Here is a 15,117-nt window from a genome sequence, read left to right as displayed (position 1 = left end):
GTGGGGCCCCCGGCTCGGTGGCGGGGCCGGTGCTTAGCCGCCACCCCCGCACATCTTGACGCCTTCAAAGAGCCAGCCGGACTGCATCATCTGGGTGACCACATCCATGTCGGTGGTGAAGCGGTGGTTCGAGTCGTTCTGGGCGAAGCGGTTGTTGTAGAGGCGATAGACCGGCACGCTGCCTACCGGGCAGGCATTGTTTTTCGGGACTTTCATGTAGTAGGCGATGCCCTCATAAACCCAGCCCGGGTAGCCCTTGACGTCATCGCACTCCTTGGCGTCGGCGGTGAAAAAGTGAGAGTTCGGCCCCTTGGCGTAAAACCGGCAGACGGGCTGGGCGCCGCTGGATGCGTCGCGCCAGGCCATAAAGTAGTCGTAGGTATCGCGCCAGCCGTTGCCGGCATTGCCGGCGAGGATGAAGGCGGAGTCACTGCGTGCACCAGTGCGGAAGTAGTGCCGGATGTCCACGTTGTAGTACTCGGTCACCAGCATGTAGGGTTCCAGCGCGGAGACGGTCAGGAGGGTCTGGTAAGCGTCGACGATGCCGGCGCCACACAGGAGGTAGGTCTCCGCATAACTGCTGCAGATGGAGTCCCGGGGAAAGTCGTGGCTCGACAGGTAGATCGAGAAGTACAGGACTTCAGGGCTGATCAGCGGGTCGCGGGCCAGGGCGAGGGCGGCAATGCCCGAAACGTGGGGCGCCGCCATGCTGGTGCCTTCGAAGTAACCGTAGCTGCTGGAAACCGGCCATTTGCTGCCTGAGTTGATGGTCGAATAGATGCCTGAGCCCGGGGTGCCGTAGTAGCTGATGTCGCCGCCGGGGGCCGAGATGCTTACCGTATTCACGAAGCTATAGTTGCTGTAGCTGGCCCGGTAGCCGTCATGGTCCACCGCTCCGACGGTCATCATGCCATCGCAGGCTGCAGGTACGGTGTAGGCGGATTCTGTGTCGTCGTTGCCCGCTGCGGCAACCACCAGTGCGCCGGTGGCCCGTACCCGGTTGAGTGCTTCCTCATAGCCGTAGGTACAGCCACCGGGGCTCCAGCCACCCAGGCTCAGATTGAGCACCTGGGCTGGGTAGGGATTGAGGGGGACGCCGGGTACTGCGAGGCCGACGGCCCACAGCATGCCGTCGATGATGTCCGAAACGCTTCCGCCGCATTTGCCCAGCACCCGCACAGGGAGAATGCGGGTATTCCAGTTCGTGCCCGCAATGCCCGACCAGTTGTTGCCGGTTGCGGCGATGATGCCGGTTACGTGGGTACCATGCCAGCTTGAGGGCCGTCCGGGGATGCCCGCACCGCACTCGTTGTCGGCTGTCCAGTCGCCCGGGTCGCTGGCATCGGGGTCGCGCCCGTTGCCGTCGTTGGCGGTGAACGGGTCGGAGATGAAGTCGTAGCCCGGCAGCACGCGGGACTGGAGCTCCGGGTGGGCGGTGATGCCGGTGTCGAGCACAGCGACAACCGTATTGGCGGAGCCGGTGGTGATCGTCCACGCGGACGACAGATTGGCGGAGCCAGCGTAAAAATAGACCGATTGCATGTTCCACTGTTTGGGGAACGAGACGTCATTGGGAGTGAGGTTGCGGGTTGAGCGGACATCTTCGGTCACTTTCTCGACATCCGGCAGGGCCCGCAGCCGCGTGACGATGGTCTCGACCTCTGCTGCCGTCTTCGGGCTGGGAAAGCGGAACACGTGGAAGCCCATGGACATGGCGCGGTGGAAGCGCAGCTCGCCGCCGGCGGCACCATTGAGTTGCGTGATGAGGGCGTCAGGTGGTGGAGCGTTGTTGGCTGACAGTGCCTGCACTTCAGGAGCGCGGAAGCGGATGGCCAGACCATCCACCTGCCCGTGCTGTGCCGGGCGCTCGTTGCCCTGCATGGCCTTCTTGATTTGCCGGGCGGTGTCGATGGAGGCGGGCATCGAAACGGGCTTGCCGGCGCCGATTCCCATGTTTCGCAACCGGGCTTCGAGGCGCATCTGCCCTTCGGCGAGGGTGAGTGCCGGACCTGAGCCAGACTCGGCGAGGGCTGGACCCATTGAAGTGACGGTGAGCAGGGCTGCGAGCGATACGGGCAACGTAGCAATAAGGGGGGAGGGCACAGAAGCTCCTGAAGAATGGGTAGGCAAAATTCTTATGGAATATTTCACTCCGTCTTAGCCGATGCGGGAGCCTGGAGATGTGACGCGCTTAACTCGTGTTGCGGTACTGGTGGTCGGTGCCGGCCAAGTTCGGGAGCTTGCTAACGTGCAGGCCTGTTGCCCCATTCCATGGGCGTGCTGCCCCCTTCTGCCGCCTGATTGCGCTCCCGCCAGGCCTGGGGGGGCAGCCCGGTCCAGGTGCGGAAGGCCCGGGTGAAGCTCTTCTCGTTGGCGAAGCCCACCAGGGCCGAGATCTGCTTCACCGATTTGCGGCTGCGGTCGAGGAGCGTCATGGCGTGATCGCGGCGGGTGTCGTCCTTGAGCTGCTGCAGGGACGAGCCTTCATCCTTGAGCTGCCGGTGCAGGGTGCGCACGGAGACATGAAGGTGCTCGGCGACCTGCTCAGCGGTGGCGCCCCCTTTGTCGGGGCTGCGCAGGAATTGCCGCACACCCTCCACCAGCAGGCGGTCGCGCCGGTACTGGAGCACGGTGAGAGGCAGGGCACGCTGCAGCATGGTGCGCAGGGCGGCTTCGTCGCGGCGAATGGGCAGAGCCAGGTAGCGGGTGTCGAAGCTGAAACCGGCGGCGTAGGCGTTGAACTGCACCGGGCCCGGGAAGAGCAGGGGATAGGTTGCGGCGTGGGGAGGCGGGGGGAAGGGGAAGCGTGTCTCCTGCAGGGCGATGCGCGAATCGATAGCCCAGCAGGCGTAACCCAGCACGTAGCGCAGCAGGGTGACCAGACAGAACTCGCGAAGCTCACCCAGCTCGCGGCGGGGGTGGAGGGTGAAGCGTGCCTCGCTGCCACTCACCTCCAGGCGAAGGTCGATGTCATCGGTGAGCAGGCGGTGGTGGCGGCACCAGCGTTTCAGGGCCACCCCCAGGTTGGGCGAGGTGATGGAGGCCCGGCACAGCATGCCGTAGCTGCCCCAGGGCAGGCGCCGGGAGAACCAGCCTAGGGCCTCGTCGTCAAGTTCCTGCATGGCAGCCCCCGACATGATCTCCATCTGGCTTGCCGTGACCCGCGCCTCGGGGTGTTGGAGGAGGGTCGGGTTGATGCCTGCGCGAGCCAGGGCATTGGCCGGGTCTGCACCGTAGCGGCGGTATCCGGCGAGAATTGCGGCGATGAAGGCAATCGGTGTCGCAGCGCGGGATTGGCTGGACAGGCGGGGGTCGGGAGCAGGCTTTTTCATGGCCCGGAGATCTTAGCGCTTGTGCTCGGAGTTGGTGGCACGATCTGCAACCACGATGGCGCCCGGCAAGGCTGTCGGGCACGTACTCTGCCATGTGTTGACAGGGGCTGCCAGGTCCGGTCCCGCCATACCCATCTTCCGGAGGAGACAAACCATGAACGTACCCAGCCTCGATTTCCATCTCGGCGATACCATCGAAGCCCTGCGCGACACCATCCAGGCCTTTGCGGCCAAGGAAATCGCGCCCCGCGCCGCCGAGATCGACCGGGTGAATGAGTTTCCTGCCGATCTGTGGAAGAAGCTTGGCGATCTGGGCCTGCATGGCATGACCGCCCCCGAAGAATACGGCGGTACCAACATGGGTTACCTGGCGCACATCATCGCGCTGGAAGAAGTCTCCCGCGCTTCCGCTTCGGTTGGTCTGTCCTACGGCGCCCACTCCAACCTGTGCGTCAACCAGATCCGCCGTAACGGCACCGAGGCCCAGAAGCAGAAGTATCTGCCCAAGCTGATCTCCGGCGACCATGTGGGCGCCCTGGCCATGAGCGAGCCCAACGCTGGCTCCGATGTGGTGAGCATGAAGCTGCGCGCCGATAAAAAGGGTGATCGCTACGTGCTCAACGGCGCCAAGATGTGGATCACCAATGGCGGCGATGCCGACACCCTGGTGGTGTATGCCAAGACCGATATCGAGGCGGGCCCCAGGGGCATGACCGCCTTCATCATCGAGAAGGGCATGAAGGGCTTCACCCATGGCACCCACCTGGACAAGCTGGGCATGCGCGGTTCCAACACCTTCCCGCTGTTCTTCGACGATGTGGAGGTGCCCGAGGAGAACGTGCTGGGTGGCGTGGGTAATGGCGTCAAGGTGCTGATGAGTGGCCTTGACTACGAGCGCGCCGTGCTGTGCGGCGGCCCGCTGGGCATCATGGCAGCGTGCATGGACGAAGTCGTGCCCTACCTCCACGACCGCAAGCAGTTTGGCCAGAGTATCGGCGAGTTCCAGCTGATGCAGGGCAAGCTGGCCGACATGTATTCCACCTGGATGGCCACCCGCGCTTATGTATACGCGGTGGGCCAGGCCTGTGATCGTACCGATCACTCGCGCACCCTGCGCAAGGACGCCGCCGGCGCCATCCTGTACTCCGCCGAGAAGGCCACCTGGATGGCGGGCGAAGCCATCCAGACCCTGGGTGGTGTGGGCTACACCAACGAATACTCGGTCGGCCGCCTGTGGCGTGACGCCAAGCTCTACGAGATCGGCGCCGGCACCAGCGAGATCCGCCGCATGCTGATCGGCCGCGAGCTGTTCTCGGAAACGGCTTGAGCAAGGGAAGCCGATATGAGCGTCATCAAATCCAGCATCAACCCCCGGTCGCCCGAGTTCCAGGCCAACGCGGCCCAGATGAGCAAGATCGTGGCCGACTTGCGCGAGAAGGCTGCGCGGGTGTCCCTTGGCGGCGGTGAGGCGGCCCGGGCCAAGCACGTGGCCCGCGGCAAGCTGCTGCCCCGCGACCGGGTTGATCATCTGCTCGACCCCGGCACCGGCTTTCTCGAACTCGGCCAGATGGCCGCCTACGGGATGTACGACAACGATGCGCCCTCAGCCGGGGTGATCACCGGCATCGGCCGGGTCAATGGCACCGAGTGCATGATCGTGGCCAACGATGCCACCGTGAAGGGCGGCACCTATTACCCGATGACGGTCAAGAAGCACTTGCGTGCCCAGGAGGTCGCCCAGGAAAACCGGCTGCCGTGCATCTATCTGGTGGATTCCGGCGGTGCCTTCCTGCCCAAGCAGGATGAAGTCTTCCCCGACAAGGATCACTTCGGCCGCATCTTCTTCAATCAGGCCAACATGTCGGCTCTGGGCATTCCCCAGATCGCCGTGGTGATGGGCTCGTGCACCGCGGGCGGCGCCTACGTGCCGGCCATGAGCGACGAGACCATCATCGTCAAGAACCAGGGCACCATCTTCCTGGGCGGGCCACCGCTGGTGAAGGCCGCTACCGGCGAGGTGGTGACCGCCGAAGACCTGGGCGGTGGCGATGTGCACACCCGTGTCTCCGGGGTGGCCGACCACCTGGCCGAGAACGACACCCACGCCCTGCATATCGCCCGGCGCATCGTCGGCACCCTCAACCGCAACAAGCCGGTGGGCCTCAAGCTGCTGGATGCGGAGGAGCCGCTCTACGACCCGGCCGAGCTGTACGGGGTGATCCCCACCGACACCCGCAAGCCCTACGACGTGCGCGAAGTGATCGCCCGCATCGTCGATGGCTCCCGTTTCGACGAGTTCAAGGCCCGCTACGGCACCACCCTGGTCACCGGCTTTGCCCACCTGTACGGCATGCCCATCGGCATTGTCGCCAACAACGGCATCCTGTTCGGCGAGTCGGCCCAGAAGGGCGCCCACTTCATCGAGTTGTGTGCCCAGCGCGGCGTGCCGCTGGTATTCCTGCAGAACATCACCGGCTTCATGGTCGGCCGCAAGTACGAGAACGGCGGCATCGCCAAGGACGGGGCCAAGATGGTCACCGCCGTGGCCACCGCCCAGGTGCCCAAGCTCACCGTGCTGATCGGCGGCAGCTTCGGCGCCGGTAACTACGGCATGTGCGGCCGTGCCTACAGCCCCCGCTTCCTGTGGATGTGGCCCAACAGCCGCATCTCCGTGATGGGCGGTGAGCAGGCCGCCAGCGTGCTGTCCACCGTGCGCCGGGAGGGTATTGAAGCCAAGGGCGGCAGCTGGAGCAAGGACGAGGAGGAGGCCTTCAAGTCGCCGATCCGCCAGCAGTACGAAGATCAGGGGCATCCCTATTACGCCACCGCCCGCCTGTGGGACGACGGTGTGGTGGACCCGGCCCAGACCCGCCGCGTGCTGGGTCTGTCCTTGTCGGCCAGCCTCAACGCCCCGATCCAGCCGACGAAGTTCGGCCTGTTCCGGATGTAAGGGGGCGCCATGTACGAAACCCTGGAAATCGTCCGCGACGGCGGTGTCGCCACCCTGTGGATGAACCGCCCCGACGTGCATAACGCTTTCAACGAGCAGCTCATCGCCGAGCTCACCGCGGCCTGCCGCCAGTTGGACGCCGACGACACGGTGCGGGTGGTGGTGCTGGCCGGGCGCGGCAAGAGCTTTTCGGCGGGGGCCGATCTCAACTGGATGAAGCGTGCCGGCAATGCCAGTGTCGAGGAGAACATCGAGGATGCACGCAAGCTCGCCGGCATGCTGCGTACCCTGGCCGAGATGACGAAGCCGACCATCGCCCGCGTGCATGGGGCGGCCCTGGGCGGCGGCATGGGGCTCGCCTCGGCCTGCGACATCTGCATTGCGGGTGAAGGGGCGGTGTTCGCCACCTCCGAGGTCCGCTTCGGCATCATCCCCTCGGCCATCAGCCCCTATGTGATCCGCGCGATCGGCGCTCGCCAGGCCCACCGCTATTTTCAGACTGCCGAGCGGATCTCCGCCGGCCGTGCTGCCGAGCTGGGCCTGGCCCACGAGGCGACCGCGGCAGACGGGCTCGATGCCCGGGTGCAGGACATCGTGACCGCCCTGCTGCAGGGGGGGCCGAAATCTCAGGCCGCCGCCAAGGACCTGATCCGTGCCGTGGCCGACCGGCCTGTCGGTGACGATCTGGTCGAGGATACCGCCCGCCGCATTGCCAGCCTGCGCGCCACGCCCGAAGCGAAGGAGGGCCTCGCCGCCTTCCTCGACAAGCGCCCGGCGGCGTGGGTGCCGGCCTAGATCTGTAGGGGCGACTTCAGTCGCCCAACCTGAATCGACGTCTGCGGGCGACTGAAGTCGCCCCTACAAGGGAAAGCGGGAGACAAGCATGTTCAACAAGATTCTGATCGCCAATCGTGGGGAGATCGCCTGCCGGGTCATCAAGACGGCCCGCCGTATGGGCATCAAGACTGTCGCCGTGTATTCCGAGGCCGATGCGGGTGCGCGGCATGTACGCTTGGCCGACGAGGCCGTGCTGATTGGGCCGGCGGCGGCGCGCGAGAGCTACCTGGTCATCGACAAGATCATCGCCGCGGCGAAGCAGACCGGCGCCCAGGCCATCCACCCGGGCTATGGTTTCCTCTCCGAGAACGAGGACTTCTGCCATGCCTGCGAGGAGGCCGGCATCGTCTTCATCGGCCCGCCGGTCTCGGCGATCCGGGCCATGGGTTCCAAGTCCGAGGCCAAGAAGCTGATGGAAAAGGCAGGCGTGCCCCTGACCCCCGGCTACCACGGCGACCATCAGGAGCCCGGTTTTCTCAATGTGCAGGCTGATGCCATCGGCTACCCGGTGCTCATCAAGGCCGCCGCCGGCGGTGGCGGCAAGGGCATGCGTCTGGTGGAGAAGAGCGAGGACTTCCTTGATGCGCTGGCCTCCTGCAAGCGTGAGGCAGCATCCAGTTTTGGCAGCGACCATGTGCTGGTGGAGAAGTACCTGACCCGTCCGCGCCATATCGAGATCCAGGTGTTCGGCGATACTCAGGGCAACGTGGTGTACCTGTTCGAGCGTGACTGTTCGGTGCAACGGCGCCATCAGAAGGTGCTTGAAGAAGCGCCCGCACCGGGCATGACGCCGGAGCGCCGTGCCGCCATGGGCAAGGCCGCCGTCGATGCGGCCAAGGCCGTGGGCTACGTGGGCGCCGGCACCGTGGAGTTCATCGCCAACCAGGATGGCAGCTTCTACTTCATGGAGATGAACACCCGCCTGCAGGTGGAGCACCCGGTCACAGAGATGATCACCGGGCTCGACCTGGTGGAGTGGCAGCTCCGTGTGGCCTCTGGCGAACCCCTGCCGTTGGCCCAGGAGCAGTTGGCCATCAACGGCCACGCGCTGGAGGCGCGCATCTATGCGGAGGACCCGTCGAAGGGCTTCCTGCCTTCCACCGGCCGCCTGGTGCACCTGGCGCCGCCGGAAGAGGGCATGCATGTGCGGGTCGATACCGGCGTGGAGGAGGGGGACGAGATCTCGCCCTTCTACGACCCGATGATCGCCAAGCTCATTGTCTGGGACGTGAATCGCGACCGGGCCCTGGCGCGCATGCTGCAGGCCCTGGCGGATTACCGGGTGGTCGGTGTTTCCAACAATATCGAGTTCCTGTCGCGCCTCACTGCCTGCCCGGCTTTTGCCAACGCAGATCTGGACACCGGCCTGATTGAGCGGGAGAAGGACTATCTCTTCCCGGAGGACGTCGGCGCAACCCGTGAGTCCTGGCTGGCCGTGACCCTGGCGGAGCTGTTGCGGGAACAGGAGCGCGCCGCCCTTAGCGCCACCCGCCACCCCGAGCCGGCATCGCCCTGGCACCTGCGGGATGGTTGGCGGGTCAATGCCGGTGCGGTGCGCAGCCTGATGTTCCGCCTGGGCGACGAGCAGAGGTCGGTGCAGGTCGAGCATCTCGGCAAGGCCTTCCGCATCACGGTGGATGGCGTTGTCAGTACGGTCAGCGGCAACCTCAACCCCCGTGGCCTGCTGCGCGCCGAGTTCGATGGCCTGCGCACCACCGCCACGGTGGTGGTGGCGGGCGAGCGGCGCCATGTGTTCGGGCACGGCCGGGCCTGGCAGTTTTCGGCCGTCGATCCGCTGCACCACAGCGGCGAGGGTGGTGGCGCCGAGGGTGGCCTGTTGGCGCCAATGCCGGGCAAGGTCATCGCCCTGATCGCCGCCGAGGGCGCCACGGTAGAGAAGGGCGCACCGCTGCTGATCCTCGAGGCCATGAAGATGGAGCACACCATCACCGCGCCGGCCGCCGGCACGGTGAAGGGCTTCCGGTATGGCGTGGGTGACCAGGTGGGGGATGGCGCCGAGCTGGTGGATTTCGAAGTCAGCCCGGTTTGATTGCCATCCCGGGGATATGAGACTCCGGCACTCCGCGCAGACGGAGCCGGAACTGCACAGCACGAGTGTGAGGAGACAGCATGAGTGAAATGAGCTACGTCCATGGTGCATCGGACAAGCCCCTGATCGGCCAGACCATCGGCCGCTATTTTGACGAGGCCTGCGCCTTGCACGGCGCGCGGGAAGCTCTGGTGGTTCGCCACCAGGGCGTGCGGCTGACCTACGCGGCGCTGCGCCAGAAGGTGGATGCCCTGGCCTGCAGCCTGATCCGCCTGGGGCTCAAGCCTGGGGAGCGTATCGGCATCTGGGCCCAGAACCGGCTGGAATGGACGCTGACCCAGTTCGCCACGGCCAAGGCCGGGCTGGTGCTGGTGAACATCAACCCGGCCTACCGGCGCAGCGAGCTTGAGTACGCCCTCAACAAGGTGGGCTGTCGGGCGCTGATCCTGTCGCCGGCCTTCAAGAACAGCGATTACCTGGGCATGCTGGCAGATCTGGCGCCGGAGCTGAGTCACTGCGAGCCGGCCCTGTTGCGGGCCCACACCCTGCCCACGCTTGAAATCGTGATCCGCATGGGGGCGGAGAGATCGCCGGGCATGCTTAACTTTGATGCCCTGCTGGCCCCGCCATCCCGAGACGAACTGGGTGAGCTGGAACTGTTGGGGGAAAGCCTGCAGTTCGACGACCCCATCAACATCCAGTTCACTTCGGGTACCACCGGCAACCCCAAGGGTGCCACCCTGTCCCATCACAACATCCTCAATAATGGCTTCTTCGTCGGAGAGGCCATCCGCCTGGTGCCCGGCGACCGGGTGTGCATCCCGGTGCCGCTTTATCACTGCTTCGGCATGGTGATGGGCAACCTGGGCTGCATCACCCACGGCGCAACCATGGTCTATCCGGCCGAGGCTTTCGAGCCCCTGGCCGTGCTGCAAACCGTGGCGGAAGAGAAGTGCACCGCCAGCTACGGGGTGCCGACCATGTTCATCGCCCAACTGGATCACCCCGATTTTGCCGGATTTGACCTGTCCAGCCTGCGCACCGGAATCATGGCCGGCAGCCCTTGCCCCATCGAAGTGATGAAGCGGGTCATTGAGCGCATGAACATGCGCGACGTGACCATTGCCTACGGCATGACCGAGACCTCGCCAGTGAGCTTCCAGAGCGGCACCGACGACCCCATCGAGCGGCGGGTGTCCACGGTGGGCCGGGTCCAGCCCCATTGCGAGGTGAAGATCATCGATACTGACGGACGCATCGTCCCAAGGGGTGCCCCGGGCGAGCTGTGCACCCGCGGCTATTCGGTAATGCTCGGCTACTGGGGTGATGAGGCCAAGACTGCGGAGGCCATCGACCGGGCCGGCTGGATGCACACGGGCGACATTGCCGTGATTGACGACGAAGGCTTCTGCAACATCGTCGGGCGCATCAAGGACATGGTGATCCGTGGTGGGGAGAACATCTATCCGCGGGAGATCGAGGAGTTCCTGTATCGCCACCCCGCCATCCTGGACGTGCAGGTGGTGGGTGTGCCCGACAAGAAGTATGGCGAGGAGCTGTGCGCGTGGATCATCCCGAGGGAAGGGCAGAAGCTGTCGGAGGACGATGTGCGCGCCTTCTGCCAGGGGCAGATCGCCCACTACAAAATTCCCCGCTACATCAGCTTCGTGGACAGCTTCCCAATGACGGTGACGGGCAAGATCCAGAAGTTCCAGATCCGCGAGAAAATGAAGCAGACCCTCGGCCTGCAAGACGCCGCCACCGCCTGAATCCACGAGGAAAGCCATGAACCTGCCCCGCCGCGTCCGCATCGTTGAAGTCGGCCCCCGGGATGGTCTGCAGAACGAGAAGCAGATCGTCAGCACCGACACCAAGGTCGAGCTCATCGCCCGTCTGGGAGCGGCCGGCCTGCCCGCCATTGAGGCCACGTCCTTCGTGTCGCCCAAATGGGTGCCGCAGATGGGAGACAACGCAGAGGTGATGGCCCGCATCGTGCGCCTGCCCGGTGTGGATTATCCGGTGCTTACGCCCAACCTGAAGGGCTTCGAGGGGGCGCTCGCAGCCGGCGCCCGTGAGGTGGCGGTCTTTGGTGCCGCATCCGAATCGTTCAGCCAGAAGAACATCAACTGCTCCATCTCCGAATCCCTGGATCGCTTTGCCCCTGTTGTCGAGGCGGCCCGGGCCGCGGGCGTGAGGGTGCGTGGCTACGTTTCCTGCGTGCTGGGCTGCCCCTACGAGGGCGAGGTGGTACCGGAGGCTGTGGCTGGCGTGGCGGCCACCCTCTTCGAGATGGGCTGCTATGAGGTCAGCCTTGGCGACACCATTGGCACCGGTACTCCCGGCAAGACCCGCCGCATGCTCGACGCCGTGGCGCGCCGGGTGCCCATCGACAGGCTGGCCGGGCATTATCACGACACTTACGGCCAGGCGCTGGCAAACATCTATGCGTCCCTGCTTGCCGGGGTCGCCACCTTTGATGCCTCGGTGGCCGGCTTGGGCGGCTGTCCTTACGCGGCGGGTGCGTCCGGCAACGTGGCCACCGAAGACGTCGTGTATATGCTCGACGGACTGGGCATCGAGACAGGCATCCGGCTGGATGCCCTGATCGAAACCTCGGCCTGGATCTGTGAGCATCTGGGCCGTAGCAACGGCTCGAAGGTCAGCCTCGCCAGGGGCGCCTGCCGCCGATAAGCAGCTTCGAGTGCGTAAAGCCTTGAATTAATTCCCGGGTTGTGAAATGATTGCCGGCTCGCCCGTCTGCATGTGCAGGTCGGGTGTCCGGATTTTTACCTTGCCCTACCGTTCGCATGACGGAGGGTTTTGATCCAGAAGGAGATCTCATGCGGCATTACGAAGTTGTGTTCATTGTTCACCCCGATCAAAGCGAGCAAGTGCCCGCCATGATCGAGCGCTACCGCTCCCTCGTGACCACCCAAGGCGGCCAGGTTCATCGCCTGGAAGACTGGGGTCGTCGTCAGCTGGCCTACCCGATCGACAAGATCCACAAGGCCCACTATGTGCTGATGAACATCGAGTGCGATCAGCCGACCATCGCCGAACTGGAGCATGGCTTCAAGTTCAACGATGCCGTGCTGCGCCACCTGTCCATCCGCATGAAGAAGGCCGTGACCACCCCGTCCCCGATGATGAAGGAAGAAAAGGCTCGCTCCCTGACCTCCGCATCCGACGAGGCCAAGCCGGCCGAGCAACCCGCCGCCTGATTTGCAGGATACGGGTAGCAACAGTTTTCAGATTGATGGTGTCCTGACCGAAATCGGGGCTCTGCGTTACTCCCCCGGCGGTGTGCCGGTGCTGGCGGGACGCATTGAGCACCGCTCGAAGCAGGTGGAAGCCGGAGTCCCGCGGGAAGTGGGGCTCGAACTGAGTGTTGTGGCCGTGGGGGAAAAGGCGAGTCTGCTCGCCGCCGCCCGCCTCGGTTGCAGTGCCCGAATCACCGGCTTCCTCGCAGCGAAAAGCCTGCGCAGCAGGGCGCCTGTATTGCACATCGATACGATCGAATTTTTGGAAGGAACGAATCATGGCATTCAAGCCAGCAATGAAGCGTAAGGACGACCGTGGCGGTCGCAGCCTCTTCAAGCGTCGCAAGTTCTGCCGTTTCAGCGCAGAGAAGATCGAAGAAATCGACTACAAGGATGTGGATATCCTGAAGGATTTCATCACCGAAAACGCCAAGATCATGCCGGCGCGTATCACCGGCACCAAGTCCGGCTACCAGCGTCAGCTGTCCACCGCGATCAAGCGTGCGCGTTTTCTCGCGCTCCTGCCGTACACCGATCTGCACCAGTAATCCCGGAGAGACAGCATGCAAATCATTCTTATGGACAAGGTTGTCAACCTGGGTGGTCTGGGTGATGTGGTCAAGGTTAAGGACGGCTATGCCCGTAACTTCCTGATCCCCCAAGGCAAGGCTAAGCGTGCCAATGCCGCCAACCTGGCTGAGTTCGAAGCCCGTCGCGCCGAACTTGAGCGCCTGGCTGCCGAGCAGCTGGCAGCCGCTCAGGCTGAAGGCGAGAAGCTCGAAGGTACTGTCGTCACCATCAGCCGCAAGGCTGGCGTGGATGGTCGTCTGTTTGGCTCCGTGACCAACGCCGACGTTGCTGATGCGCTGAAGGCCAAGGGCTTCGCCGTCGAGAAGTCTGCCGTCCGCATGCCGGAAGGCCCGCTCAAGGTTGTGAGCGAGACCCAGCTGGTGGTCTCCCTGCACACCGACGTCACTGCTACCATCAACGTTGCAGTGGTCGGCGAGAGCTGATCGAAGAGGTTTTCTCTTCTGTCCTCAAAAAAGGCTGCCTTGTGCAGCCTTTTTTGTTTTCTGGTCGATCAAGACCGGTGTTTTTTAGATGGTTGATGTCCCATGCGCAATTCTCAAAATCTGCCTGAAGATCCTGTCATGTCGGCCTTGCGTCTGCCCCCTCATTCCATTGAGGCGGAGCAGTCCTTGCTGGGCGGCCTGCTTATCGACAACACGGTCTGGGAGCGTGTTGGCGATATCGTCAATGAAGCTGACTTCTATCGGGACGACCATCGGCGCATTTTTCGCCAAATCGCCCGGCTGATAGAGCTGGGCAAGCCAGCTGACGTTGTGACCGTCTACGAGGCGCTCGAGAAAAATGGAGAGGCTGAGCATGTGGGAGGGCTCGCCTATCTGGGTGAGATTGCAAATAGCACGCCGTCTGCCGCCAATGTTCGCCGTTACGGGGAGATCATTCGTGAGCGGGCGATCCTGCGCAAGCTGGTATCGGTGGGTGACCAGATAGCGGCCAGTGCGCTGACGCCCTCGGGCAAGGATGCAAAGACGCTTCTGGATGAGGCGGAGGCCAAGGTGTTCGAGATTGCGGAAGCCGGGGCGCGAACGGTGAGCGGCTTCGTGCCCATTCAGCCGATCCTTGGCCAGGTTGTCGATCGTATCCAGGAGCTCTATGACCGGGACTCGCCAGCGGGGATTACGGGGGTTCCGACGGGTTTGGCTGATCTTGATGAGAAGACGTCAGGTCTGCAGCCGTCCGACATGATTGTGCTGGCGGCGCGCCCGGGGATGGGCAAGACGTCCCTGGCGCTCAATATTGCAGAGACGGTAGCTGTCGAAGCGGGCCTGCCCGTGGCGGTGTTCTCCATGGAAATGCCGGGTACGCAGTTGGCAACTCGTTTTCTGTCCTCTGTGGGGCGGATCGATCAGCACAAGATCCGGACAGGCAAACTCACCGACGAGGAATGGCAGCGCCTGACCTACGCCCTGGGCAAGCTGCACGAGGCACCCATCTTTATTGATGAGACGCCGGGCCTGAATCCGACCGATCTCCGGGCGCGCTGCCGGCGCCTGCATCGTCAGTGCGGCCGCCTTGGCCTAATCGTCATCGATTACCTTCAGCTGATGACTTCCCTGAAGGAGAGCGACAACCGTTCTGCTGAATTGTCCGAGATTTCCCGTTCAGTGAAATCCCTGGCCAAGGAATTGCATGTTCCGATCATCGCGCTATCCCAGCTCAACCGTAGCCTCGAGCAACGTCCGAACAAGCGCCCGGTTGCATCCGACCTGCGTGAGTCGGGAGCTATCGAACAGGATGCCGATATCATCATGTTCATTTACCGAGACGAGATCTACAACCCGGACTCGCCGGACAAGGGGATGGCGGAATTGATCATTTCCAAGCACCGAAACGGTTCCACGGGGACGGTCCGGATGACTTTTTTGGGAGAGTTCACGCGTTTCGAAAATTACGCGGGGGCACCCAGTTACTAAGTGGGTGGAGCGAATTTGAAGTTTTTTCGAAGAAAGTGTTGACCCCGCCGAATTATTGTCTATAATTCGGCCTCTCTTCGCTGCGGCGCACGATGAAGTGCTCCGGAGCGGTGAAGAGGAAGGTGTCGCGGGGTAGTGTTGCGATGCTGGCGTTAAGTAGATTGTTTCGGTGGTTAAGAAGTTTTCG

General features: G+C 63.8%; 13 protein-coding genes. 11 read left to right on the top strand and 2 right to left on the bottom strand.

Annotation, left to right across the window (positions count from 1 at the left end; all coding sequences use genetic code 11):
* Positions 1-33: 33 nt before the first annotated feature.
* On the bottom strand, positions 34-2,103 hold the full coding sequence (locus PHI64_RS17335; RefSeq protein WP_299885395.1) for a S8 family serine peptidase: 2,070 nt from the start codon (positions 2,101-2,103) through the stop codon (positions 34-36).
* A 140-nt stretch (positions 2,104-2,243) separates the two neighbouring features.
* Positions 2,244-3,332 (bottom strand): AraC family transcriptional regulator, encoded by a 1,089-nt coding sequence (locus PHI64_RS17330; protein ID WP_299885392.1) that lies wholly within the window; start codon positions 3,330-3,332, stop codon positions 2,244-2,246.
* A gap of 154 nt (positions 3,333-3,486) precedes the next feature.
* Between PHI64_RS17330 and PHI64_RS17325 the strand changes: the two genes are divergently transcribed.
* The 11 genes from PHI64_RS17325 (at position 3,487) to dnaB (ending at position 14,930) form a co-directional block, all read left to right on the top strand.
* Positions 3,487-4,659 carry an isovaleryl-CoA dehydrogenase gene (locus tag PHI64_RS17325; RefSeq protein WP_299885389.1) on the top strand — a complete coding sequence of 391 codons (1,173 nt, stop codon included), beginning with the start codon at positions 3,487-3,489 and terminating at the stop codon, positions 4,657-4,659.
* A 15-nt stretch (positions 4,660-4,674) separates the two neighbouring features.
* Entirely contained in the window at positions 4,675-6,282 is a 1,608-nt protein-coding gene (locus PHI64_RS17320) for a carboxyl transferase domain-containing protein (protein ID WP_299885386.1), read from the top strand.
* Between the two features lie 9 nt (positions 6,283-6,291).
* Entirely contained in the window at positions 6,292-7,077 is a 786-nt protein-coding gene (locus PHI64_RS17315) for an enoyl-CoA hydratase/isomerase family protein (protein ID WP_299885383.1), read from the top strand.
* A gap of 88 nt (positions 7,078-7,165) precedes the next feature.
* The gene (locus tag PHI64_RS17310; protein WP_299885380.1) at positions 7,166-9,169 is read left to right on the top strand and encodes an acetyl/propionyl/methylcrotonyl-CoA carboxylase subunit alpha; all 2,004 of its coding nucleotides are present in this window, start codon (positions 7,166-7,168) and stop codon (positions 9,167-9,169) included.
* Positions 9,170-9,249: 80 nt separating this feature from the next.
* The gene (locus PHI64_RS17305; RefSeq protein ID WP_299885377.1) at positions 9,250-10,938 is read left to right on the top strand and encodes an AMP-binding protein; all 1,689 of its coding nucleotides are present in this window, start codon (positions 9,250-9,252) and stop codon (positions 10,936-10,938) included.
* Positions 10,939-10,954: 16 nt separating this feature from the next.
* Positions 10,955-11,860: a hydroxymethylglutaryl-CoA lyase gene (locus PHI64_RS17300; RefSeq protein WP_299885375.1), complete on the top strand. Its 906-nt coding sequence runs from the start codon at positions 10,955-10,957 to the stop codon at positions 11,858-11,860.
* Between the two features lie 149 nt (positions 11,861-12,009).
* Complete coding sequence (rpsF, locus tag PHI64_RS17295; protein ID WP_299885372.1) at positions 12,010-12,390, top strand: 30S ribosomal protein S6; 381 nt, start codon at positions 12,010-12,012, stop codon at positions 12,388-12,390.
* Position 12,391: 1 nt separating this feature from the next.
* Positions 12,392-12,736 (top strand): primosomal replication protein N, encoded by a 345-nt coding sequence (gene priB, locus PHI64_RS17290; RefSeq protein WP_299885369.1) that lies wholly within the window; start codon positions 12,392-12,394, stop codon positions 12,734-12,736.
* Complete coding sequence (rpsR, locus tag PHI64_RS17285) at positions 12,708-12,977, top strand: 30S ribosomal protein S18 (RefSeq protein WP_153162030.1); 270 nt, start codon at positions 12,708-12,710, stop codon at positions 12,975-12,977. The genes priB and rpsR overlap by 29 nt, the downstream gene beginning before the upstream one ends.
* A 15-nt stretch (positions 12,978-12,992) precedes the next feature.
* A complete protein-coding gene (gene rplI / locus PHI64_RS17280; protein WP_299885364.1) occupies positions 12,993-13,442 on the top strand; it encodes a 50S ribosomal protein L9 in 450 nt (149 codons plus the stop codon).
* 102 nt (positions 13,443-13,544) lie between these two features.
* Positions 13,545-14,930: a replicative DNA helicase gene (dnaB, locus tag PHI64_RS17275; protein WP_296568686.1), complete on the top strand. Its 1,386-nt coding sequence runs from the start codon at positions 13,545-13,547 to the stop codon at positions 14,928-14,930.
* The last annotated feature ends 187 nt before the right edge of the window (positions 14,931-15,117 follow it).

Origin of the sequence: Zoogloea sp. (assembly GCF_028689785.1) — a bacterium.
Lineage (GTDB): Bacteria > Pseudomonadota > Gammaproteobacteria > Burkholderiales > Rhodocyclaceae > Zoogloea.
This window is presented reverse-complemented; position numbering and strand designations above follow the sequence as displayed.